The sequence below is a fragment of the Microbacterium sp. UMB0228 genome (assembly GCF_002871415.1).
Lineage (GTDB): Bacteria > Actinomycetota > Actinomycetes > Actinomycetales > Microbacteriaceae > Microbacterium.
In genome coordinates, this window is record NZ_PNFU01000003.1 from 456,248 (window position 1) to 479,623 (window position 23,376).

20 protein-coding genes are annotated in these 23,376 nt (G+C 71.1%); 18 read left to right on the forward strand and 2 right to left on the reverse strand.

The features are described from left to right. Positions 1-24 precede the first annotated feature (24 nt). The 7 genes from CJ226_RS09675 (at position 25) to CJ226_RS09705 (ending at position 7,774) form a co-directional block, all read left to right on the forward strand. Positions 25-1,224 (forward strand): DUF1624 domain-containing protein, encoded by a 1,200-nt coding sequence (locus CJ226_RS09675; protein WP_257996610.1) that lies wholly within the window; start codon positions 25-27, stop codon positions 1,222-1,224. Between the two features lie 55 nt (positions 1,225-1,279). Beyond that, positions 1,280-2,116 (forward strand): aldo/keto reductase, encoded by an 837-nt coding sequence (locus CJ226_RS09680; RefSeq protein ID WP_071330032.1) that lies wholly within the window; start codon positions 1,280-1,282, stop codon positions 2,114-2,116. Between the two features lie 107 nt (positions 2,117-2,223). Then, positions 2,224-2,793 carry an FMN reductase gene (msuE, locus tag CJ226_RS09685; protein ID WP_102209040.1) on the forward strand — a complete coding sequence of 190 codons (570 nt, stop codon included), beginning with the start codon at positions 2,224-2,226 and terminating at the stop codon, positions 2,791-2,793. Between the two features lie 40 nt (positions 2,794-2,833). Then, positions 2,834-4,636: a thioredoxin domain-containing protein gene (locus tag CJ226_RS09690; protein ID WP_102209041.1), complete on the forward strand. Its 1,803-nt coding sequence runs from the start codon at positions 2,834-2,836 to the stop codon at positions 4,634-4,636. A gap of 165 nt (positions 4,637-4,801) precedes the next feature. Next, on the forward strand, positions 4,802-5,905 hold the full coding sequence (hisC, locus tag CJ226_RS09695) for a histidinol-phosphate transaminase (protein WP_102209042.1): 1,104 nt from the start codon (positions 4,802-4,804) through the stop codon (positions 5,903-5,905). Next, positions 5,902-7,293 (forward strand): amino acid permease, encoded by a 1,392-nt coding sequence (locus tag CJ226_RS09700; protein ID WP_102209043.1) that lies wholly within the window; start codon positions 5,902-5,904, stop codon positions 7,291-7,293. The genes hisC and CJ226_RS09700 overlap by 4 nt, the downstream gene beginning before the upstream one ends. Before the next feature lies 1 nt (position 7,294). Continuing rightward, positions 7,295-7,774, forward strand: coding sequence for an Lrp/AsnC family transcriptional regulator (locus CJ226_RS09705; RefSeq protein WP_025105602.1), 480 nt, complete (start codon positions 7,295-7,297; stop codon positions 7,772-7,774). A 33-nt stretch (positions 7,775-7,807) separates the two neighbouring features. On the opposite strand, the gene CJ226_RS09710 is transcribed toward CJ226_RS09705, so the two are convergent. Next, positions 7,808-9,364: a dolichyl-phosphate-mannose--protein mannosyltransferase gene (locus CJ226_RS09710; RefSeq protein ID WP_062636469.1), complete on the reverse strand. Its 1,557-nt coding sequence runs from the start codon at positions 9,362-9,364 to the stop codon at positions 7,808-7,810. Positions 9,365-9,447: 83 nt separating this feature from the next. Between CJ226_RS09710 and rsmI the strand changes: the two genes are divergently transcribed. The 10 genes from rsmI to CJ226_RS09760 all read left to right on the forward strand — a co-directional run bounded on the left by rsmI (position 9,448) and on the right by CJ226_RS09760 (position 21,669). Beyond that, positions 9,448-10,269 (forward strand): 16S rRNA (cytidine(1402)-2'-O)-methyltransferase, encoded by an 822-nt coding sequence (gene rsmI / locus CJ226_RS09715; protein ID WP_102209044.1) that lies wholly within the window; start codon positions 9,448-9,450, stop codon positions 10,267-10,269. Between the two features lie 140 nt (positions 10,270-10,409). Further along, positions 10,410-11,066, forward strand: a complete 657-nt coding sequence (locus CJ226_RS09720) for a class I SAM-dependent methyltransferase (RefSeq protein WP_102209045.1) — start codon at positions 10,410-10,412, stop codon at positions 11,064-11,066. Positions 11,067-11,341: 275 nt separating this feature from the next. After that, a complete protein-coding gene (locus CJ226_RS09725) occupies positions 11,342-12,436 on the forward strand; it encodes a LacI family DNA-binding transcriptional regulator (RefSeq protein ID WP_180964577.1) in 1,095 nt (364 codons plus the stop codon). Between the two features lie 156 nt (positions 12,437-12,592). Continuing rightward, positions 12,593-14,257: an ABC transporter substrate-binding protein gene (locus CJ226_RS09730; RefSeq protein WP_062636472.1), complete on the forward strand. Its 1,665-nt coding sequence runs from the start codon at positions 12,593-12,595 to the stop codon at positions 14,255-14,257. After that, on the forward strand, positions 14,254-15,234 hold the full coding sequence (locus tag CJ226_RS09735; protein WP_025105608.1) for an ABC transporter permease: 981 nt from the start codon (positions 14,254-14,256) through the stop codon (positions 15,232-15,234). The genes CJ226_RS09730 and CJ226_RS09735 overlap by 4 nt, the downstream gene beginning before the upstream one ends. Then, on the forward strand, positions 15,231-16,163 hold the full coding sequence (locus CJ226_RS09740; protein ID WP_025105609.1) for an ABC transporter permease: 933 nt from the start codon (positions 15,231-15,233) through the stop codon (positions 16,161-16,163). Before CJ226_RS09735 ends, CJ226_RS09740 begins: the two co-directional genes overlap by 4 nt. Before the next feature lie 5 nt (positions 16,164-16,168). After that, a complete protein-coding gene (locus CJ226_RS09745) occupies positions 16,169-17,869 on the forward strand; it encodes an ABC transporter ATP-binding protein (protein WP_102209140.1) in 1,701 nt (566 codons plus the stop codon). Between the two features lie 41 nt (positions 17,870-17,910). Beyond that, the gene (locus tag CJ226_RS09750) at positions 17,911-19,080 is read left to right on the forward strand and encodes a glycoside hydrolase family 1 protein (RefSeq protein ID WP_102209046.1); all 1,170 of its coding nucleotides are present in this window, start codon (positions 17,911-17,913) and stop codon (positions 19,078-19,080) included. Positions 19,081-19,129: 49 nt separating this feature from the next. After that, positions 19,130-20,707 (forward strand): methionine--tRNA ligase, encoded by a 1,578-nt coding sequence (metG, locus tag CJ226_RS09755; RefSeq protein ID WP_062636482.1) that lies wholly within the window; start codon positions 19,130-19,132, stop codon positions 20,705-20,707. A gap of 17 nt (positions 20,708-20,724) precedes the next feature. Further along, positions 20,725-21,669: a TatD family hydrolase gene (locus tag CJ226_RS09760; protein WP_102209047.1), complete on the forward strand. Its 945-nt coding sequence runs from the start codon at positions 20,725-20,727 to the stop codon at positions 21,667-21,669. Here CJ226_RS09760 and CJ226_RS09765 read toward each other — a convergent pair. Beyond that, positions 21,648-22,934 carry an MFS transporter gene (locus CJ226_RS09765; RefSeq protein WP_102209141.1) on the reverse strand — a complete coding sequence of 429 codons (1,287 nt, stop codon included), beginning with the start codon at positions 22,932-22,934 and terminating at the stop codon, positions 21,648-21,650. The genes CJ226_RS09760 and CJ226_RS09765 overlap by 22 nt on opposite strands. Positions 22,935-23,007: 73 nt before the next feature. Between CJ226_RS09765 and CJ226_RS18460 the strand changes: the two genes are divergently transcribed. Then, the coding region (locus CJ226_RS18460) for an rRNA adenine N-6-methyltransferase family protein (protein WP_308409681.1) at positions 23,008-23,376 on the forward strand (369 nt) is incomplete at its 3' end.

Here is a 23,376-nt window from a genome sequence, read left to right on the forward strand (position 1 = left end):
ATCGCCGCATACGATCATCGGGTGATGACTGCTCTCCGTCCCGTGCGCTGGTTCCGTGATTTCGGGCGGCCGCCGCGCATCCTCGGTCTCGACGTCGCGCGGGGTCTGGCGATCCTCGGCATGGCCGGTGCCCACGTCGGCGTGACGGAGGCGTTCGAGTGGGGCGACCCGACCACGTGGACCGACCTCGTGCACGGCCGCTCGTCGATCCTCTTCGCGCTGCTCGCCGGCGTCTCCATCGCCCTCATGACCGGGCGCGACGTGCTGCCGGAGCGGGAACGCCTCCCGAGCATCCGCCTCAACCTCGTGGGCCGCGGCGCGGTGATCTTCGTGATCGGCCTCGCCCTGGAGCTCCTCAACACGCCGATCGCCGTGATCCTCACCCTCTACGGCCTGCTCTACGTCGCGGTCATCCCCGTGCTGCGGTGGCGGCCCCGGCAGCTGCTTCTCGGCGCCGCCGTCCTCGCCCTCGCCGGCCCGGCGCTGCTCGCTCTGCTCAGCGCGGTGGCGCTGCAGCCGTTCGGCGCGGGCATCGGGTTCGTTCTCTACGGCACCTATCCGATCACCGTGTGGCTGGCTCTCGTGCTGGGCGGCATGGCCCTGGGCCGGCTCCGGGTGCAGGAGCTGCGCACGGCCGTCGTCGCCCTCGTCGTCGGCGTGGTCCTCGCCGCGATCGGCTACGGTCTGGGTGCCCTCGGCGCGGGCGCGGGGCTGGGCGGGACGGAATCGATCATCTCCTCGACGAGCGCGTCCTCCGGGAGCGAGAGCACGTCGTCGTCGTTCATCCCTGACGACATGATGCCGCCGTCCGGCTGGGAGAGCTACCCCGAGGCGCTCGCCGCGACGGATCCGCTCGGCTCCATGGTCCGCGCGGTCTTCGCCGTCGACCCGCACAGCGGCGGTACCGCCGAGATCCTGGGTTCCGGCGGCTTCGCCCTCGCGGTGGTCGCCCTGTGCCTGCTGCTGAGCCGTCCGCTGCGCTGGCCGCTGCTGCCCCTCGGCGCGCTGGGGTCCATGCCGCTCACGGCATACAGCCTGCACGTCGTCTCCGTCGTCCTCGTCGCCGGCCCCGGCGGCTTCATCGCGGACAACGCCTTCTGGGCGCTCACCGCCATAGGACTCCTGCTGGTCACGACGCTGTGGGCGATGTTCGTCGGACGTGGTCCTCTGGAACGCCTCGTCGGAAAGGGCGCCGCCGCGATGGCCGCCGTCCCTCGCCGCTGACGCTTTTCGTCATCCGCACGGGCGCACCTGTCATCACAGGTCCTAGGCTGGGGGGATGACCATTCCTGCACTCGAACTGAACGACGGCAACTCCATCCCCCAGCTGGGCTACGGCGTCTTCAAGGTGCCGCCGGCAGAGACCGAGAAGGCGGTGAGCGAGGCCCTCGAGATCGGGTACCGCCACATCGACACCGCCGCGATCTACGGCAACGAGGAGGGCGTCGGCGCGGCCATCGCGTCCTCCGGCATCCCCCGTGAGGAGCTCTTCGTCACCACGAAGCTGTGGAACGACCGCCACCACGACGACGAGCCTCGCGCCGCCATCGGCGAGAGCCTCGAGAAGCTCGGCCTGGAGCAGGTCGACCTCTACCTCGTGCACTGGCCCACCCCGGCGAAGGACGACTACGTACACGCGTTCGCGAAGCTCATCGAGTTGCGCGACGCGGGCCTGACCCGGAGCATCGGCGTCTCGAACTTCCTCGTGCCGCACCTCGAGCGCACGGTGAAGGAGACCGGCGTCGTCCCGGCCGTGAACCAGATCGAGCTGCACCCGGCGTACCAGCGCCGCGAGGAGGTCGCCTGGGCCGAGGCCAACGGCGTCCGCATCGAGGCCTGGGGTCCGCTCGGCCAGGGCAAGTACGACCTCTTCGGCACCCCGGCGATCGCGGAGGCGGCCGCCGCCCACGGCGTGACCCCCGCACAGGCCGTCCTGCGCTGGCACCTGCAGAAGGGCATCATCGTCTTCCCGAAGTCGGTGCGTCCGGAGCGTTTGCGCGAGAACCTCGACGTGTTCGGCTTCGAGCTGACCGATGCCGAGATCGCCGCGATCGACGCGCTCGACCCGCTCGACGGCTCCGGCCGCGTGGGCTCGCACCCCGACGAGGTCAACTGACCGGAGCCGTGCTCCCGAGCCCGCGCCCCGCGGCTCGTCTCCGTTCCACATGACGCCCCGTGTCGCTTCACGCGACACGGGGCGTCCGCGTGGGTACCGTCGAGCCCATGACAGCTCCGCTCCGCGTCGTCGCCGTCTCGGGCTCCCTCCACGAGCCGAGCAAGACCACCGCCCTCCTCCGTGCGATCACCGCCGCGGTCGCCGAGCGCGCCCCGGTCGAGACGCAGCTGATCGAGCTCACGCAGGTCGGGCCCTCGCTCGCGGGTGCTCTCACCCGTGACCAGCTCCCGTCCGAGGTGGAGGCGCAGCTGCAGGCGATCGAGACCGCCGACCTGCTCATCGTGGGCAGCCCGGTGTACCGCGCCTCGTTCACGGGGCTGTTCAAGCACCTGTTCGACTTCGTGGACCAGTACGCCCTCGTCGGCACGCCGGTGCTCCTCGCGGCGACCGGTGGCGGCGAGCGACACGCGCTCATGATCGAGCACCAGCTGCGCCCGCTGTTCGCGTTCTTCCAGGCGCTCACCCTCCCGCTTGGCGTGTACGCGAGCACGACCGACTTCGACGGCTACGAGGTGGCGACGGACGTGCTGCGTGCGCGGATCGCGCTCGCGGCCGAGCGGGCCCTCCCGCTCGTCGGTTACACCCTGTCCCGTCCCGCGGAGCTGCTCGTCGGCTGATCCTGGTCCGGAGCCGGTGAGCCCGGCGTAGCGTGGGAGCATGACGAACCGTCTCGCCGACACCCTCAGCCCCTATCTGCGGGCCCACGCCGACAACCCCGTCGACTGGTACCCCTGGGGAGAGGAGGCCTTCGCCGAGGCGCGCCGCCGGGACGTGCCGATGCTGATCTCGATCGGCTACTCCACCTGCCACTGGTGCCATGTGATGGCGCGCGAGTCGTTCGCCGACCCGCAGACCGCCGCCCGCATCAACGAGGGGTTCGTCGCGGTGAAGGTCGACCGCGAGGAGCATCCGCACGTCGACGGGGCCTACATGGCCGCCGCGTCGGCGTTCACGCAGAACCTCGGCTGGCCGCTCACGGTGTTCACCACGCCTGCCGGACGCGCCTTCTACGCGGGGACGTACTGGCCGCCGGAGGCGCGACCGCCGATGCCCGCGTTCCGTGAAGTGCTGGCCGCGGTCCGCGAGGCGTGGACGACGCGACGGGCGCAGGCCGAGGAGTCCGCGGACGCGGTGACCGCGGCCCTCGCCGAGGCGGCGGAGACCACGGCGCCGAGCCTCCCGGACGCCACGGCCCTCGCGGAGGCCGCCCGCGGTCTCGCCGCCAGGGAGGACACGGAGTTCGGCGGCTTCGGCGGAGCTCCGAAGTTCCCGGTGGCCACGACCCTGCGGTTCCTCCAGGAGCCCCTCATCCGCGCGGCCGCACCGGAGGCGGCGGCTGCGGCCGAGCGCGCCCTCACGGCGATGGCGGCCTCGGATCTGCGTGACGCCGACGGCGGGTTCTTCCGCTATGCGACTCGGCGTGACTGGACGGTGCCGCACTACGAGCGCATGCTGACCGACAACGCCCAGCTGCTCGAGGTCGCGCTCGACGCCGCCGACGAGGAGACCGCCCGCGGGATCGCCCGCTTCCTGCTCGGCACGCTGCGGCAGGAGGGCGGCGGCTTCGGCGCTGCACAGGATTCCGAATCGTGGATCGACGGGGCCCGCAGCGAGGGGGGCTACTACCTCCGTCCCGTCGCGGAGCGCGCGGCACTGGAGCCGCCCGCCGTGGACGGCAAGGTCATCACGGGATGGAACGGCCTCGCGATCGCGGCACTCGCCCGGGCAGGCGCCGCGCTCGGCGAGGACGCGTGGATCGCCGCCGCCGCAGACGCCGCCGCTGCCGTGCTCGACACCAACCGCGGGGCCGACGGCGCGCTCGTGCGGGCATCGCTGGACGGTCGGGCCTCCGCCGCGGTCGCCACGGCCGCTGACCTCGCGCTGCTCGCCGAGGGCCTGTTCGCCCTCGCGGCGGCCACGGGCGACGTCGCTCCGGCGGCCACGGCCCTGGGCCTCCTCGACGGAGCGCTGGACGGCGCCGCCGGGGAGGATCCGTTGCTCCGCGCCCAGGGCATCGCCGCCTCGCCCGACCACACCGACGGCGACCTGCCCTCGGACACGGCGGCGGTCGCACAGGCCGCGCTCACCGCCTGGCGGCTGGGAGCGGGGGACCGCTATCGCGCGGCAGCGGCGGAGGGGGTGGAGGCCCTCGCCTCCCGGGCGCTCGCCCAGCCCTTCGCCCACGGCAGCCTGCTCCGGGTCGCCGCCGGACTCGCCACCGCCCCGCGGCAGCTCGTCGTGGTGACGGAGGAGCCGGGTGGGGCGCTCGGCGCCGCGGCCCGCGGAGCCGATGCCGATGTCGTCGCGGTCGTCACGCCGGCGCAGGCCGCGGCGTTCGCCGCCGCGGGGTTCGAGCTGTTCGAGGGCAAGGAGGCGACCGCCGAGCGCGCCTACGACTGCCGCGCCTTCGTGTGCCGCCTGCCGGTGAGCGATCCGGCCGCGGTCTCGCGCGCACGGTGAGCGCCCTTCTCCGGCGCAGCGCTGTGCATTCTGCCTACCGCGCGCCGTCCGTCTGCCCGTCGAGTGCGCGCGATGCGCAGCTTCGAGTGCACGGTTTGCCCAGCGCCCGCGATCCGTTCTAGGGTGACGCGACCCCTCTCGGATCACAGCAAGGATGCTCTGACGATGACTCTCTCCGCCCGCGCCGGTCTCGACGCCGTGCCCGCCTACCGACAGGGGCGCTCCGCCCCGGCCGGTGCCTCCAAGCTCTCCTCGAACGAGTCCCCGCATCCGCCGCTGCCCTCCGTCGTGCGCGCCGTGCAGGACCGGGTGGCCGGCATCCACCGCTACCCGGACATGAGCGCCTCCGCGGTCCGGGAGGCGCTCGCCGCCCGGTACGCCGTGGACCCGGCGCAGGTGACCGTCGGCGCGGGGTCGGTGGAGATCGCCGCCCAGCTCATCCACGCGGTCGCCGGCGAGGGGGACGAGGTCGTCTTCGCATGGCGGTCCTTCGAGGCCTACCCCTCGCTCGTCCGGATCGCGGGCGCGACGCCCGTCGCCGTGCCGCTGGATGCCGATCACGGACACGACCTCGACGCGATGCGCGCCGCGATCACCCCGCGCACACGTCTCGTGTTCGTGTGCAACCCCAACAACCCGACCGGCACGGTCGTCGACGCCGAGGCACTGGAGCGCTTCGTCGCCGCGGTGCCGCACGACGTCCTCGTCGTCATCGACGAGGCCTACGTGCACTTCGACCGCACGGACAGCCGCGGCGCCGGGATCGAGCTGTTCCGCCGTCACCCGCACGTCGCGGTGCTGCACACGTTCTCCAAGGCGTACGGCCTGGCCGGGCTCCGCATCGGCTACGCGATCGCCCCCACCGCGATCGCCGAGGCGCAGCGCAAGGTGGCCGTGCCGTTCGGGGTCACCGACCTCGCCCAGGCCGCGGCCCTCGCCTCGCTCGCCGCGGAGGACGAGCTCGCCGTCCGCATCGACGAGGTCGTGGCGCAGCGCGATCGGCTGTACACCGTGCTCACCGCCGCCGGCTGGCCCGCCGTCCGCTCGCAGGCCAACTTCCTCTGGGTCCCCGCGGGGGAGCGCACCGCCGAACTCGACGCCCTCCTGCATGCCGGCGGCGTGGTCGCCCGCGCCTTCCCCGGCGAGGGCATCCGCATCTCGTCCGGCTCCGCCGCCGACATCGACAGGGTGGAAGCCGCCCTCGCGGTCTCCGGCGACGCCGCGCACGAGTCCGACCACGATTCCGACCTGATGGAGGTGGGCGCGTGACCACGGAGGTCCCCGTCACCACGACGACCACGAAGGGCCTGCACCCGGGCCTCACCCGCCGCCAGATCTCCATGATGGGGCTCGGCGGCGCGATCGGCGCGGGGCTGTTCGTCGGCTCCGGGCAGGCGATCAGCATCGCCGGACCCGCCGTGCTCATCTCCTACCTCGTCGCGGGCGGCATCGTCGTGCTCGTGATGGCGATGCTCGCCGAGATGGTGGCGGCCCGCCCCAGCTCCGGCGCCTTCAGCTCCTACGCCCAGAAGGCCATGGGGCGCAGCGCCGGCAGCGCGGTGGGCTGGCTGTACTGGATCCAGCTCGTCGTCGTGATCGCCGCCGAGGCGACCGGCGCGGCCGGGATCGTGGCGAACTGGGTACCCGGGATCCCCGCGTGGGTGTGGGTGCTCGTGTTCGTCGTGGCGCTCACCGCGGTGAACCTCTTCGGCGTGCGCAACTACGGCCGTTTCGAGTTCTGGTTCGCGGCGATCAAGGTCGCCGCGATCATCGCCTTCCTCGTCGTCGGCGTGTGCGCGATCGTCGGACTCATCCCCGGCGTGCCGGCGACCGGCATCTCGAACCTGGTGGATGAGGGCGGCTTCGCCCCGCACGGCATCACCGGCATCGCCGCGGCGCTCCTCATCGTCGTCTTCGCGTTCGGCGGCACCGAGGTCGTCGCGATCGCGGCCGCCGAGTCGGACGACCCCTCCCGCAACATCCGCCGGATCGTGCGCGAGGTGCTGGTGCGCATCCTGGTCTTCTACGTCGGCTCGATCTTCGTCATCGTCGCGGTGCTCCCGTGGGACGACCCCGCCGTGCAGGCCGGTCCGTTCTCGGCGGTCCTGGACACCCTGAACGTCCCGGGCGTCGGCCTCGTGATGGACCTCATCGTGGTGATCGCGCTGCTCTCGGCCATGAACGCCAACATCTACGGGGCGTCCCGGATGGCGTACTCGCTGGGGGAGCGGGGGCTGGCGCCGCTGTCCGTCACCCGGACGAGCCTCAAGGGCGTGCCGTTCGTCGCCGTCCTCGCCTCGGTGGCCTTCGGCTTCGTCACCGTCGGGCTGAACTGGGCCTTCCCGGACGTGGTGCTCCCGGCGCTGCTGAACGTCGTGGGGTCGACCCTGCTGGTGATCTGGACGGCGACGGCGATCTCGCAGATCGTGCTGCGCCGGCGGGCCGACCGTGCCGGCGAGGCGATGCCCATGCGGCTCTGGGGCTTCCCCTGGGTGTCGTGGCTGTGCCTCGTGCTGCTCGCCGCCGTGATCGCGCTCGCGATGATCGACCCGGCTGCGCGCATCCAGCTGCTGCTCACGCTCGGGCTCACCGCGGTGCTGCTCGTCGTCGCCCGCCTGACGCGGGGTGTCTCCCGCCCCGGCATCGTCAAGGAGTGACGTGCGGATCGATCGCCTCGACGCGGCGCTGATCCGGCTGCTGACGGAGTCGCCGCAGCTGCCCCTCCTGGAGTGCGCGCGCCGGCTGGGCATCGCGCGGGGGACGGCCACGAGCCGTCTCGCGCGCCTGCACGAGGGTGGCGTGATCGAGGCGATCGTGCCGCGCATCGACCCCGCCGGCTTCGGGTACGGCGTCGTGGCGTTCTGTCTCGTCGAGATCGATCAGAAGGTGGGGCATGACGACGTCGCGACCGCCCTCGCAGACGCGGTGCCGGAGATCGTCGACATGCACACGGTGACCGGCGCGAGCGACATGCAGCTTCGGCTCGTCGCCCGCGATGCGACGCGGCTCCAGGAGGTGCTGGACCGGGTCGCCCTCGTGCCGGGGGTCGCGCGGACCGCGTCCTCCATCGCCATGCGCACGCATCTCTCGGGTCGCGTGCTCCCGCTCGTGGAGCACGTGGCCGACGAGGTCTCCTGACCCGGGCTCGGAGTCCGGTCGGTCAGACGCCGGTCAGACCCAGCCCGGCAGCCAGTTGTGCAGGCGCCAGAAGTCGTAGGGCACGCTCATCCCCGTCCACAGCGGCAGGAAGAACGCCGAGACGAGGACGACGACGCCGAGGAAGATCAGGACGGTCCGCTGTCCCGACTGGCGGCGCGGGAGCGGATCCTCCCGGCGCCCGGCGATGATCCGCAGCGTGACGGTGAGCGCGAGCACGAGGAACGGCATCATCACGACCGTGTAGAACTGGAAGATCGTCCGGTCCGGGAACATCAGCCAGGGCAGATAGGTCACCGCGAGGCCCACGAGCGGGAGGCTGAGCGCCGGGCCGACCGGCTGCCGCGTGATCCAGCCGCGGACGAGGCGGTAGAGCAGGTACACGCTGGCCGCGACGCCGCCGTACCAGATGAGCGGGTTGGGGATCGCCGAGATCACGCCGATGCAGTGGTCGACGCCGCAGCCGGTGGGGTCGCTGTCGACCCACACGGCGGTCGGGCGGAGCAGGAAGGGCCACTCCCACGCCGGGCTCGCGTACGGGTGCCCGCGGGTGAGACCCACGTGGAAGCCGAGCATGGCCTCGTGGTAGTTCCACAGGGCGATGAGAGGGTTCGGATCGCTGCCGCGGTCGTAGCCGTTCGCCGTCACCAGCCATCCGGTCCAGCTCGCGAGGTAGACCGCGAACGCGGGGACGACGAGGAGGACGAACGACACCGGCCCCTGGCGGAAGACCGCGGACGCCGGCCACACGACGACCCCGCCGCGGCGCCGGGCGAGGGCGTCGGTGATGACGACGTAGAGTCCGAAGCCCGCGAGCACGTACAGCCCCGACCACTTCACCGCCGAGGCGGCGCCGAGTGCGAGCCCCGCGGCGACGAGCCAGGGACGGCGCCAGAGGATCGGTCCCCACAGCGGGTGCTCGTCGTCGTCGGGGTCCCGGCGTTCGAGCAGGGGGATCGTGCGCTGGCGGTCGATGAGAACGAACAGCACCCCCAGGAGCACGAAGAAGGTGAGGATGCCGTCGAGCAGGGCGATCCGGCTCATCACGATGCTCAGGCCGTCGATCGCGAGGAGCGTGCCGGCCACCGTCGCCGCCACGACCGAGCCGGTCAGCCGGCGCGCGATCAGGAAGACCAGCAGCACCGATCCCGCACCGAGCAGGGCGGTCGCCAGACGCCAGCCGGCGCTGTTGTCCGGGCCTCCGATGGCCATGCCGAGCGCGATGAGCCACTTCCCGAGGGGCGGGTGCACGATGAACGCGCCCTTGTTCGTCAGTGGGAGCTCCTGCAGGGTGACGAAGGCGTCGTTCGCGTTCTCACCCCACACCCCCTCGTAGCCGAGGCTCCACAGCGACCAGGCGTCCTTGACGTAGTAGGTCTCGTCGAAGGCGAGCTGGTGCGGGTGGCCGACGTTCGCCAGGCGCAGCACCGCCGCGAGAGCGGTGACCAGCAGCGGGGCAAGCCAGCCGATCGCCCGGCCCCAGTCCGGCGCGTTCAGCACGCGGTCGCGGAGCCGCTCGTAGCGCGTGAGCCGTTCCTCGGGGAGGGGCAGGAGGGGCTCGGGCGCGGTCACCGGTCCAGCCTAGACACACTCCGCTCTGTGCTCCCGGTATGCCGGCTCCGGTCCCGTCTCAGGTCCACGCCTAAGCTGGGCGGGTGATCATCCTCGCCGCGACCCCGATCGGAAACCTGGGCGATGCGTCGCGGCGCCTCGTGGAGGTGCTGGAGAACGCCGAGATCGTCGTGGCGGAGGACACCCGCACGACGCAGCGCCTCCTGCAGGCCCTCGCGATCGACAACCGGCCCCGCTTGATCGCGCTGCACGACCACAACGAGAAGCAGAAGGCCGCGGAGCTCGCCGCGCTCGCCGCGGAGACCGACCTCGTGGTGCTGAGCGATGCGGGCATGCCGACCGTGAGCGACCCGGGATACGGCCTCGTCGCCGAGGCGGTGGCGCAGGGGGTCACGGTGACCGCCATCCCGGGGCCCAGCGCGGTGCTCATGGCCCTGGCGATCTCGGGGCTGCCGACGGACCGCTTCACCTTCGAGGGGTTCCTGCCGCGGAAGCCGGGGGAGCGCCGGGCGACCCTCTCCGCCCTCGCCGCCGAGCCCCGCACGATGGTGTTCTTCGAGTCGCCCTCGCGCCTGGCGACGGCCCTCACCGACATGGGGGCCGCTTTCGGTGCGGACCGCCGGATCGCCGTGTGCCGGGAGCTGACCAAGCTGTACGAGGAGGTCCGTCGTGGCACCGCGTCCGAGCTCGCCGCCTGGGCCGCTGACGGGGTGAAGGGCGAGATCGTGGTGGTCGTCGAGGGGGCGCCGCGGCGGGAGGCCTCCCCGGAGGACGCCCTCGCCCAGGTGCAGGCCCTGGTCGCGGATGGCACCCGCCTGAAGGACGCGGCCTCCGAGGTCGCGGCTCTGACCGGCTTGTCCTCCCGGGATCTGTATCAGGCGGCCCTCGCGGCGCGGTCGCGGTGACCCCCGTCGCAGATTCGCACCCCGGTCGCGGGGATGCGCGGGACGGCTGCGACATGAGCGCGGATCTGCGACCTCCTGCCGGACAGGATTCACCCGCAGATTCGCACCCCGGTCGCAGGGATGCGGGGGACGTGTGCGACATGAGCCCGAGTCTGCGACCTCCCGCCGGACTGGACCCGGTCGCGTGTGCCTACGACGCGAGGGCCGCGGAGTACCGGGAGGTCGCGGGAGACCTGGGGCTGATGGATCCTCGTGACCGGGAGCTCATCCGGCGCTGGCGCGATGAGACCCCGGGGCGGCTGCTCGACGCGGGCTGCGGCCCCGGGCACTGGACGGCCTTCCTGCACGGGTGTGAGGGCGCGGAGCCCGGAACCGGGCGGGACGTCGAGGGGATCGACCTCTCCGCGGCGTTCATCCACGGGGCGCGGACGCAGTATCCGCACCTCTCGTTCCATCACGGATCGTTCCGGACGCTGCCGCAGGCATCGGGCACGGTCGGCGGCGTCCTCGCGTGGTACTCCGTGATCCACACGCCTCCGGCCGAGCTCCCGGACGTGTTCGCGGAGTTCGCCCGGGTGCTCGCCCCTGGCGGGAGCCTGCTCCTCGGGTACTTCGTCGGCGAACCCCGGGTGATCTTTCCTCATGCCGTCGCCCCCGCGTTCTTCTGGACCGCGGAGGCCCTGTCCCCGCTGCTCGCCGCGGCCGGCCTCGAGCTGCAATGGTCCGAGACCCGCGAGCGCGAACCCGGCGAGATCAGCTCCCGCCCCCACGGAGCCCTCCGAGCCCTCCGTTCCTGACCCGCCCGTCCAGCTACCCCGTCACAGATCCGCACCGTGTCGCAGATCCGCACCGTGTCGCAGATCCGCGTCGCGTCGCAGATCCGCACCGTGTCGCAGAGACTGACTCCATCCCTGCGACACCGACGCGAATCTGGGCCCGCGCGCGGGAGCGGGAGGGGGCACCGGGGGAGACTGTCCTACGCTGACAGGACCAGGACCAGGACCAGGACCAGGACCAGGACCAGGACCAGGACCAGGACCAGAACCAGAACCCGCGAGCGAGAGGAGTCCGCGTGAGCAAGGCCGCGACGGTGTACGACGTCGCCGACCGCGCCGGAGTGTCGATCGCGACCGTGTCGCGGGTGCTGCGCTCGCCGGAGGCCGTCCGTCCGGTGACCCGGGAGCGGGTGCTCGACGCGGTCGCCGCGCTGGGGTACGTCCCCAGTGGGAGCGCGCGGGGTCTCGCGGAACGCCGGACCGGGGTGCTGGGGCTGTACTTCCCGGGATTCGATGCCGCCGAGGACGCTCCGCCCCTCGACGTGCTGTCCGCCGCCGCCCGCCCGCCGTTCACGGTCGTGTCGGACGAACAGGACGCGCCGCACTCCTCGATGCTGTTCCTCGACGAAGTCCTCCGCGGCGCCGAGCTGGAGGCGTGGAAGCAGGGGTTCGTGCTCATGGTGGGCGTCGGCCGCGACGATCCCGACCGCTCCACCGTCCGCGACATGGCCGGCCGTGTGGACGGGCTCATGGTGCTCGCCCGCAGCGTGCCGGACGCCGTGCTCGCCCGGCTGGCCCGCCGTATCCCGGTGGTCGTGCTGTCCGGACCGCCGCGAGGCGATGCCTACGACCACGTCACGGTGAGCAACGTCGAGGCGATGGGGGAGCTGACCCGCCACGTGCTGTCCCAGGTCGGGGAGGGGGACATCGCGTTCCTCGCCGGCCCGGCCGACTCACCCGACGCCGAGCAGCGGTGGGAGGGCGTGTCGACCGCGCTCGCCGCGGCGGGACGCGACGCGGCAGCGGTACGCATCCTCCGGGGCGACTTCACCCGCGACTCCGGCCGTCGGGCGGGGGAGCAGCTTGCGCACGAGGGCGTGCCCGCCGCGCTCATCGCCGCCAACGACCAGATGGCCCTCGGGGCCATGGACGTGTTCCGAACCGCGGGGGTGCGGGTGCCCGACGACGTCCTCGTCACGGGGTTCGACGGCATCGAGGCGGCGACCCTGGTGTCGCCCCCGCTGACCACGATCCGGCAGCCGATGATCGAGCTCGGGCGCGCGGCGGTGCAGGTGCTCGCGCGACGGCTGGAGCAGCCGGACGCCCCGCCGCTCACGACGCGTCTGCCCCTCCAGATCCTCCTCCGCGAGAGCTCCACGCGCCCGGCCTGAGCCGACGCGACTGCGCCGCCCCGGGGGACCCCCTGGCTCATCACGGGGTTGCCGATTCAAAATGTATGCGCTTACAATCTGGTGTACGGCTTCGGCCGGCAGGACTCCCCACCCCCCGGGGCGCCCTTCATGACAGAGACGACATGAGGTCATCCAGTGGCAGAGACGCACACCTTCCGACGCTGGCGCCGCGCCGCCGTCGTGGGGCTCGCGGCCGCAGCGGTCGCGCTCAGCGGCTGCAGCATCCAGATCAGCTCGCAGCCCGACCCCTCGATCGGCGACGACACGATGCTCATCAACGCCGACAAGGGCAACCCGTTCTTCACGCAGAACTTCAACCCCTACCTCACGAACACCCGGACGGCCTCGCGATGGATCTACGAGCCGCTCATCCTGGTGAACCCGCTCGACGGTGAGCTCACCCCGTGGCTCGCGTCCGAGTGGACCCAGCCCGACGCCCGCACGATCGTGATGACGGTCCGCGACGGCGTGGAGTGGAGCGACGGCGAGCCCCTCACCCCGGAGGACGTGGCCTTCACGTTCCAGCTCATCAAGGACGAGCCTTCGCTCGACATCAAGGGCGCGTGGCAGCACATCGACCGCATCGAGGTCGACGGCGACGACGTGGTGTTCCACCTCCAGGGCGAGGACGCGCCGTCGCTCTCGATCCTCGGGCAGACCATGATCGTGCCCGAGCACCTGTGGGCCGACGTGGAGGACCCGGCCACCTGGCGCAACGAGGAGCCGGTCGGCACCGGCCCGTTCGTGCTCGGGAACTACAACGACCAGCAGTACTCGATGGACCGCAACCCGGACTACTGGCAGGCGGACAAGATCGAGATCGAGCACATCATCCTGCCGGCCACGAACACCCAGCTCGACACCGTGACCCGCGGCTACGACTGGGCCTACTCCTTCATCTCCGACGTCGAGGGCACCTGGGGAGCGGCGAGTCCCGACAACACCTGGTGGTTCCCGCCGGGTGGCGTCATCTCGCTCGTGCCCAACCTCGAGGTCGCCCCGTTCGACGACGTGAACGTCCGTCGCGGCATCGCGCTCGCGCTCGACCGGGAGGAGATCGCCGAGACCGCCTCCGAGGGCTACATGCAGCCCGCCGGGCAGACCGGCCTCATCCTGCCCAACCAGGAGAAGTACCTCGACCCGGAGATCCCGGACCAGGGCATGCTTGCGCAGGACCGCGACGCCGCGCTCGCGGCGTTCGCCGAGTCCGGGTACACCCTGCAGGGCGATCAGCTCGTCGGCCCGGACGGCGAGCAGCTCGCGTTCTCGCTGACCACGGCCAACGGGTACTCCGACTGGACGCGCGCCGCCCAGACCGTGCAGCGCCAGCTCGCGGACGTCGGCGTCAAGGTGTCGCTCAAGCTCCCGCAGCCCGCCGGCTACCAGAGCGCGATCGGCACCGGCGACTTCGAGATGGCGATCGGCGGCATGGGCAACGGCGACGTGTACCAGGCCTACAACAGCCTGCTCTCCAGCGACTTCTACGTGCCGGCCGGCGAGGTCACGACCAATAACTTCGAGCGCTACCGCTCCCCGGAGGCCGACGCCCTGCTGGAGGAGTACCGCGCCACGATCGATCCCGACCGCCAGACCGAGATCGTGCACGAACTGCAGAGCATCGTGTACGAGCAGATCCCCGTGATCGGCCTGTACTACGGCGGGATCTGGGGTCTGTTCAACGACGCGAAGTTCACCGGCTGGCCCTCCGCGGACGATCCGTACATGATCCCGCAGAACTACGACTCGGCGCCGCTGGGCATCTTCACCCACCTGAAGCGCACGGACGGGGGAGACCAGTGAAGTACGTCCTCCAGAAGATCGGCCTGTTCCTGCTCACCCTGTGGGCCGCGATCACCCTGAACTTCTTCCTCCCGCGACTCATGCCCGGCTCTCCCGCCGACGCCGCGATCGCGAAGCTCTCCCAGAACGGTCCGGTCTCCGACGCCACGCGCGCCGCGATCGAGGCGCAGCTCGGAGTGCCGACCGGATCGATGTGGGACCAGTACGTGGCCTACCTCGGCCAGGTCGTCCGGCTCGACTTCGGCGTCTCGTACACGTTCTACCCGCAGACCGTGTCGAGCATGGTCTCCACCGCGCTGCCGTACACGCTCGGCCTCGTCGGCATCGTCACGATCCTCGCCTTCGTGATCGGCACCCTCATCGGCGTGATGGCCGCCTGGCGGCGCGGCACCTGGCTGGACTCCCTGCCGACGCTCACCGGGTCGTTCCTCAGCACGTTCCCGTACTTCTGGACGGCGCTGCTGCTGCTGTTCTTCCTCGGCTACGTGCTGCACTGGTTCCCGACCACCGGCGCCTACTCGGCGACGACCACCCCGGGCTTCACCTGGGACTTCATCGTCGACCTCGTCCGGCACGCGTTCCTGCCGGCGCTGACGATCCTGCTCACCTCCCTCGGCGGCTGGATCATCGGCATGCGCAACGCGATGATCAACACGCTCGGCGAGGACTACATCACTTTCGGCGAGGCGAACGGCCTCCGCGGCCGCACGATCGCCCTCCGCTACGCGGCCCGCAACGCGATCCTGCCGAACCTCACCGGCTTCGGGCTCACGCTCGGCGGCGTGGTGGGTGGCTCGATCCTCGTCGAGCAGGTGTTCGGATATCCGGGCATCGGCTACCTGCTGTTCAACGCCGTGATCGGGCAGGACTACCCGCTCATGCAGGCGCTCTTCCTGATGATCACCGTGAGCGTGCTCATCGCCAACTTCCTCGTGGACATCCTCTACGGGGTTCTCGACCCGAGGACTCGCCGATGACGACCCCGAACCCCACCCCCAGCACCGTGACCGTCAAGGTCCCCACCGCCCGCATCGCGGCGCCCAGCCCGTGGCGCGCCTTCGGCCGCATGGTCGGCACCCTGTGGTCCAACGGCAAGGCCCGCATCGGCCTCTGCCTCCTCGCGTTCTTCGTGCTCGTCGCCGTGTTCGCCCCGCTCCTGGCTCCGTACGGGCCGAAGGAGAACGGGTTCCCGCGCAACGCCGACGCCTCGTGGGAGCACTGGCTCGGCACGACCGCGGCAGGGGAGGACGTGCTCAGCCAGCTCATCTACGGTGCCCAGGTCAGCCTCCTCGTGGGCTTCGCGGCCGGGCTCCTCTCAACGATCGTGGCCGTGCTGATCGGTCTGAGCTGGGGCTACATGCGCGGCTTCGCGGGCGAGGTCGTCGGGTTCATCGTGAACCTCTTCCTCGTGATCCCTGGCCTGCCGCTGATGATCGTGATCGCGGCCTACCTGCAGAACGGCGGCATCCTCATGATCATCGCCGTGATCGTCGTGACCGGCTGGGCCTGGGGTGCCCGCGTGCTGCGCAGCCAGACCCAGTCCCTCCGCGGCAATGACTTCGTCACCTCGGCGCAGTTCTCCGGCGACAGCAGGGCGCGGATCGTCTTCCGCGAGATCCTGCCGAACATGACGTCGATCATCGCCGGCACCCTCTTCGGAGCGGCGACGGCGGCGATCCTCGCCGAGGCGGGGCTGGAGTTCCTGGGCCTCGGCGACTCCAGCATCGTCAGCTGGGGCACGATGCTCTACTGGGCGCAGAACTCGAACTCCCTGCTCACCGGTCAGTGGCTGCTGCTGTTCGCGCCCGGTCTGTGCATCGCGCTGCTCGCCCTCAGCCTCACACTCATCAACTTCGGCGTGGACGGCATCTCCAATCCGCGCCTCCGCGAAGGGAAGGGCCGATGAGCGCCATGGAGCACGACGACATCCTCCTCGACGTCCAGTCGCTGTCCGTGGAGTACGCCTCCCCGGGCCAGGTACCGGTGCCGGCCGTGCGCGACGTGTCGTTCGCGCTCCGGCGCGGCGAGTTCGTCGGGCTCGTCGGCGAGTCCGGATCGGGCAAGTCCACGCTCGGCTTCGCGCTCACGCGGCTGCAGAAGCCGCCGGCGCGCATCAGCGGCGGACGCATCCTGTTCGACGGCCGCGACATCCGCGAGCTCGACGCCGAAGAACTGCGGCGTCAGCGGCAGGGCGGCTTCGCGATGGTGCTGCAGTCCGGCATGAACGCGCTGAACCCCGTGCGGACCGTGGGCAACCACTTCCGCGACATCTTCGCCGCGCACGGTCATGTGCGCGCCGAGCAGCGCCAGGCCAGGGCGCGGGAGCTCGTCGGCAAGGTGGGGCTCAAGCCGGAGGTGCTCGACCGGTATCCCGGTGAGCTCTCCGGCGGCATGCGGCAGCGCGCCTCGATCGCCCTCGCCCTCTCGCTCGAACCCCAGCTGATGGTGTTCGACGAGCCCACCACGGCGCTCGACGTGCTCGTCCAGCACGCGGTCATGGACACGATCCAGGAGCTGCAGCGGTCCGAGCGCTTCACGGCGATCCTCATCAGCCACGACCTCGGGATCGTCCTCGAGGCCACCGACCGGGTGATGGTCATGCACGAGGGCCGCATCGTGGAGGACGCCCGCAGCCAGGACATCCTGCACCGCCCGCAGGACGAGTACACCCGGATGCTGCTGAGCCACTACGCCGACCCGCGCGCCGAGAAGATCGAGATCCCCGGGTTCGTCGATCTCGGCACCCGTCGCCGGGAGGGACGCAGCCGTACGGACGTCACCGAGACCCTGCCGACCGTGTCGCCGCGGGACGCCCGGCGGGCCGACGCCGCGATCGTGGTGGAGGGCGTGACCAAGCGCTATCCGGCACCGCGCCGCGGTCAGGACCCGGTCGTCGCGGTCGACGACGTGTCCTTCCGACTGGAGCCGGGGGAGGCGCTGGCGCTGGTCGGTGCCTCCGGCTCGGGCAAGTCGACGATCGCGAAGATGCTCACCGGCGTCGAGAAGCCGACCTCCGGCCGCATCCACTTCGGCGACACCGATGTCGCGTCCTTGAAGCGCCGAGGGCTCCGCGACCTCCGCAAGGACGTGCAGATGGTGTTCCAGGATCCGTACGCGGCCCTGAACCCGCTGCACACCGTCGAGTACGCGCTCACCCGCCCGGTCCTGAACTACACGAGGCTGCGCGGGGCGGAGGCCAGGGCCCGGGTGCTCGAACTGCTGGAGACGGTGGGCCTCACGCCCGTCGAGCAGTTCGCCGCCAAGCTGCCGCACCAGCTCTCCGGCGGGCAGCGGCAGCGCGTGGTGATCGCCAGAGCGCTCGCGAGCGATCCGCAGGTGCTCATCGCGGACGAGCCGGTGTCGATGCTCGACGTGTCGCTCCGCGCCGGCGTGCTCGCGCTGCTGGAGGACCTCCGCGAACGGTGGGGCATCAGCATGCTCTACATCACCCACGATCTGCTGAGCGCGCGGCTCGTCACCGAGAACATCCTCGTGCTCAACAGCGGCCGCGTCGTCGAGCGTGGCGAGACCTCCCAGGTGCTGCAGCATCCGGAGGACCCGTACACGGTCGAACTGCTCGACGCCGTGCCGAACCCCGCCCGCGCCCGCTGACGCGCACCGAACGACTGCAAGAAAGAGAGAGGAGCGCATCCGTGCTCGCATTCCCCGACGGCTTCCTCTGGGGCGCCGCGACCGCCGCCCATCAGGTGGAGGGCAACAACACCACGAGCAACTGGTGGGCGATGGAACACGCCCCCGACTCGCCCATGGTCGAGCCCTCCGGTGACGCCGCCGACCATTTCCACCGCTACCCGGAGGACATGCGGCTGCTCGCCGAGGCCGGGCTGAACTCCTACCGGTTCTCGGTCGAGTGGGCGCGGATCGAGCCGGAGCGCGGGTTCGTCTCGCGGGCGATGCTCGACCACTACCGCCGCATGATCGACACCGCTAGAGAGAACGGGCTGGACCCGACGGTCACCCTCATGCACTTCACGGTGCCGCAGTGGTTCCAGAAGGACGGCTTCTGGCGTGCCGACGACGCGGTGGACCTGTTCTCCCGCTATGTGGAGACCGTGCTGCCGATCCTCGACGGCGTGCGCTACGTGTGCACGATCAACGAGCCGAACATCGCGGCGATGCTGGCCGGAGGCGAGGACGCGGCGAACCTCGTCGCCTACGGCCTGCCGAATCCCGACCTCGGCGTCGCGGACACGCTGCTGACGGCCCACCGGCGCGCGTCCGAGATCCTGCACACGGTGCCCGGGGTGCAGGCGGGCTGGACGATCGCCACCCAGGCCTTCCACTCCACCGGCGAGCCCGGGGCCGACGAGATGCTCGCGACGTACGGCGACCCGCGCGACCACTGGTACCTGGAGCAGTCCGCAGGAGACGACTTCGTGGGCGTGCAGGCCTACACCCGCACGTTCATCGGTCCGGAGGGCCCACTGCCGGTGTCGCCGGACGTGGAGACGACGCTGACGGGCTGGGAGTTCTTCCCCGAGGCCCTCGAGCTGGGCGTGCGGAGCGCGTGGGAGCGCAGCGGCGGCGTCCCCGTGCTCGTCACGGAGAACGGCATCGCGACGGCCGACGACACCCGGCGCATCGCCTACACGCAGGGCGCGCTGGAGGGGCTCCACCGCGCCATCAGCGACGGTATCGAGGTCCGCGCCTACCAGCACTGGAGCGCGCTGGACAACTACGAATGGGCGAGTGGATTCCGGCCGACGTTCGGTCTCATCGGCTTCGACCACGAGACCTTCGAGCGGTTCCCGAAGCCCTCGCTGGCCTGGCTCGGCGAGGTCGCCCGCCGCAATGGGCTCTGACGAGCCGCACGGCGTAACCACGGGCATGGGGGCACCTAGAATTGTCCCCATGCCCGCTGGCGACTCCTTCTACATCACCACGCCCATTTACTACCCCTCCGATGTGCCGCACATCGGTCACGGGTACACGACGGTGGCCGTCGACACCCTCGCACGGTGGCACCGCCAGGCGGGCGACGACACCTGGATGCTGACGGGCACCGACGAGCACGGTCAGAAGATGCTGCGGGCCGCGGCCGCCAACGGCGTCACCCCGCAGGAGTGGGTCGACAAGCTCGTCAGCGAGAGCTGGTTCCCGCTGCTGAAGACCCTCGACGTCGCGAACGACGACTTCATCCGCACTACGCAGGAGCGGCACGAGACGAACGTGCAGACGTTCTTCCAGCGGCTCTACGACCGCGGGTACATCTACGCGGGCGAGTACGAGGCGCTCTACTGTGTGGGCTGCGAGGAGTTCAAGCCGGAGTCGGAGATCGTCGACGGCACGGGTCCCTTCGAGGGGCTGAAGGTCTGCGCCATCCACTCCAAGCCGCTCGAGCTGCTACAGGAGAAGAACTACTTCTTCAAGCTCAGCGAGTTCCAGGACCGCCTGCTCGAGCTCTACAAGACCGAGCCCGATTTCGTGCGGCCGGACTCGGCGCGCAACGAGGTCGTCTCCTTCGTGAGCCAGGGCCTCAAGGACCTCTCGATCTCCCGCTCGACCTTTGACTGGGGCATCCCGCTGCCGTGGGACGAGTCGCACGTCATCTACGTGTGGGTCGACGCGCTGCTCAACTACGCCACGGCCGTCGGCTACGGCTCCGACGAGGAGACCTTCGCGCGCCGCTGGCCCGCGTACCACGTGGTCGGCAAGGACATCCTGCGCTTCCACGCCGTGATCTGGCCGGCGCTGCTGATGGCGGCGGGGCTCGATGTGCCGAAGGGCGTCTTCGCGCACGGCTGGCTGCTCGTGGGTGGCGAGAAGATGTCGAAGTCGAAGCTCACCGGCATCGCGCCGACCGAGATCACCGACGTCTTCGGCTCCGACGCGTACCGCTTCTACTTCCTGTCGGCGATCGCGTTCGGTCAGGACGGCTCGTTCTCCTGGGAGGACCTGTCCGCGCGGTACCAGGCCGAGCTCGCGAACGGCTTCGGCAACCTCGCCTCGCGCACGACCGCGATGATCGAGAAGTACTTCGAGGGCGTCGTGCCGCCGGCGGCCGAGTACACCGAGGCCGACCTCGCGATCCAGCAGATCGTCGCGGACGCCGCGACGAAGGCGGATGCGGCGATCGGCCAGTTCCGCATCGACGAGGCGATCTCCGCGATCTGGACCATCGTCGACGCGCTCAACGGGTACATCACCGAGAACGAGCCGTGGGCGCTCGCCCGCGACGAGGACCAGCGCGAGCGTCTGGGCACCGTGCTCTACACGTGCGCCGAGGGGCTGCGGGCGCTGGCCGTGCTGCTGTCGCCGGTGATGCCGCAGTCGACCGAGAAGCTGTGGATCGCGCTCGGCGCCGCGGAGTCCCTGGGGCGGCTGCAGGACCAGCCGATCCGCGAGGCGGGCGCCTGGGGCGTGCTGAAGCCGGGCACGAGCGTCAACGGCCTCGCGCCGCTGTTCCCGCGCGTGGAGTCCACGGCCTGACATCCGGGCAGGACACCATGGCGGAGACCTACGTGCGCGAGCGCTCGGGCGACGGGCGCAAGGACCGGACCTATCCGGCGGCCCCGGAGCCCCTCGCGGTGCCCGTCTACGACAACCACGCGCACCTCGAGATCGCCGATGGCCCTTCGACAGGCTCAGGGACCCAGGCTTCGACAGGCTCAGGGACCCAGGCTTCGACGGGCTCAGGGACCCAGGGGCTTTCGCTCACCGAGCAGCTCGACCGGGCGGAGGCCGTCGGCGTCATCGGCGTCGTGCAGGCGTCCGGAGACATCGAGTCGTCCCGCTGGGCGGTCGAGGCCGCCGCGTCCGACCCCCGGGTCCTCGCCGCGGTCGCCATCCACCCGAACGACGCCCCGACGTACGCGGAGGAGGGGCGCCTCGACGAGGCACTCGCGGTCATCGACGAGCTCGCCGCCCATCCGCGCACGCGCGCGATCGGCGAGACCGGACTCGACTTCTTCCGCACCGAGCCGGAGCGCCGTGCGCCGCAGTTCGCCTCCTTCGAGGCGCATATCGCGCTCGCGAAGAAGCACGGCATCGCGATGCAGATCCACGACCGGGATGCGCACGAGGCCGTGCTGGAGACGCTGACGCGGGTCGAGGCCCCGGAGCGCACCGTCTTCCACTGCTTCTCCGGCGACGAGGCGATGGCCCGGGTGTGCGCCGACGCGGGCTACTACCTGTCGTTCGCCGGGAACGTGACGTTCAAGAACGCGCAGAACCTGCGCGACGCGCTGAAGGTCACCCCGCTCGACCGCCTCCTCGTCGAGACGGACGCTCCGTTCCTCACGCCGGTCCCGCTGCGGGGCCGCCCGAACGCGCCGTACCTCGTGCCGATCACGGTGCGCTTCCTGGCCGCGGAGCTCGACCTGGACGTGGACGAGCTGTCCGCGCAGCTCGCCGAGAACACGCTGCGGGTCTACGGCTCGTTCGCCGACTGACCCTCCGGATCGACGTCCTCGGGCCCGGTCTCGGCGACGGGCTTGGCACTGACGATGTGCGAGATGGGCTTCCACACCAGCACCAGGGTGATCGCCGCCCCGCCGAACGCGAACCACCACGGCGCCGTCAGGCCCCAGGTCTGCGCGATGACGCCGCCGAGGGCCTGGCCGACGATCATGCCGCCGAACACGCCGACCATGTTGACCGAGGCCACGCGCCCCTGGAGGGAGGCGGGGACGAGTCGCTGCCGGACGGTCGTGGAGATCGTGCCCCACACGAAGGCGTACGCCCCGAAGAAGAACATGATGATGAGGGCCACCGTGCCCGTGGTCGTCAGCGCGAACGCGAGGTGCATGAGCACCTCGAGGGAGAGGACGACGCGCATCAGGGTCGCGAACGACACGTGCCGTTCCAGCCAGCCGAAGCTCAGCGTCGCGAGGATGCCGCCCGCCGCGGACGCCGTGGTGAGCGCGCCGTAGCCCACGGGCCCCATCTGCAGGTGCTCGGTGGCGTAGAGCACGAGCACGCCCCACGGCGCGGCCCAGGTCACGTTGAAGACGAGGATGATGAGCACGAGCATGCGCACCGGCGGATTGCGCCACAGCCAGCGCAGACCCTCCGCGATGTCGGTGTGCACCGGCGGGTGGGTCTCGGTCTCCCGCGGCGGGACGGGCGTGCGCGCCATGCGGGAGATGAGGACGATCGCGAGCGTCACGCACAGCACCTCGACGAGGAACGGCCATGCGCTCCCGGCGGCGAAGAGGAACGCGCCCAGCGGCGGCCCGGCGAACTGGTTGGCCACGAGATACCCGGCCTGCAGGCGCGCGTTCCCGATGCCGAGGTCGGACGGCTTCACGAGCATCGGCAGCAATGTGCTCCCCGCGGTGTCGACGAAGACCTCGGCGGTGCCGTAGAGGAACGCGACGGCGAGGACGATCCCGATGTTCGCGGTTCCCGTCACGAGGAACACGCAGAGCGCCGCGAGCACGACGGCGCGCACCGCGTTGGCGGTCATCACCAGGCGCCGCCGATCGAAGCGGTCGGCGATGGCCCCCGCGTGCAGTCCGAAGAGCAGCCACGGCAGGAACTGCAGGATGGCGCCGGAGGCCACGAGGATCGGCGACGACGTCATCGACGCGATGAGCAGGGGAGCGGCGGCCAACGCCACACCGTCTCCGATGTTGCTCGTCCACGATGACGCGAGCAGCCAGCGGAAATCCCTGCCCAGGCGCCGCGGAGCGATCAGTTCACCGAGGGAGGGCACCTCCGAAGGATAGCGATGATCACGGACATCACCCAGGAACCGGGCACGGCCCGTCATCCGGGAGAATGGGACCATGACCGTCACCTTGCTCGGGGCCACCGAGATCCGCCGTCTGGCCGCCGAGCTCGATGTCACCCCCACCAAGAAGCTCGGACAGAACTTCGTCGTCGACGCGAACACCGTCCGCAAGATCGTCCAGGCCGCCCGCGTGCAGCCGGGGGAGCGGGTGGTCGAGGTCGGACCGGGACTCGGGTCGCTGACCCTCGCGATCCTCGAGGCGGGGGCCGCGGTCTGCGGCAGGCGGGCGGCCAGGCGGTGGTCGATCTCCACGGCGGTGACCGCGGCCGAGCACGGCGTGCCGGAGGGGATGCTGACGGTGGTGGACGCCGACGCCCTCCGCGTGACGGAGCTGCCCGGCGAGCCGACGGTCCTCGTCGCGAAC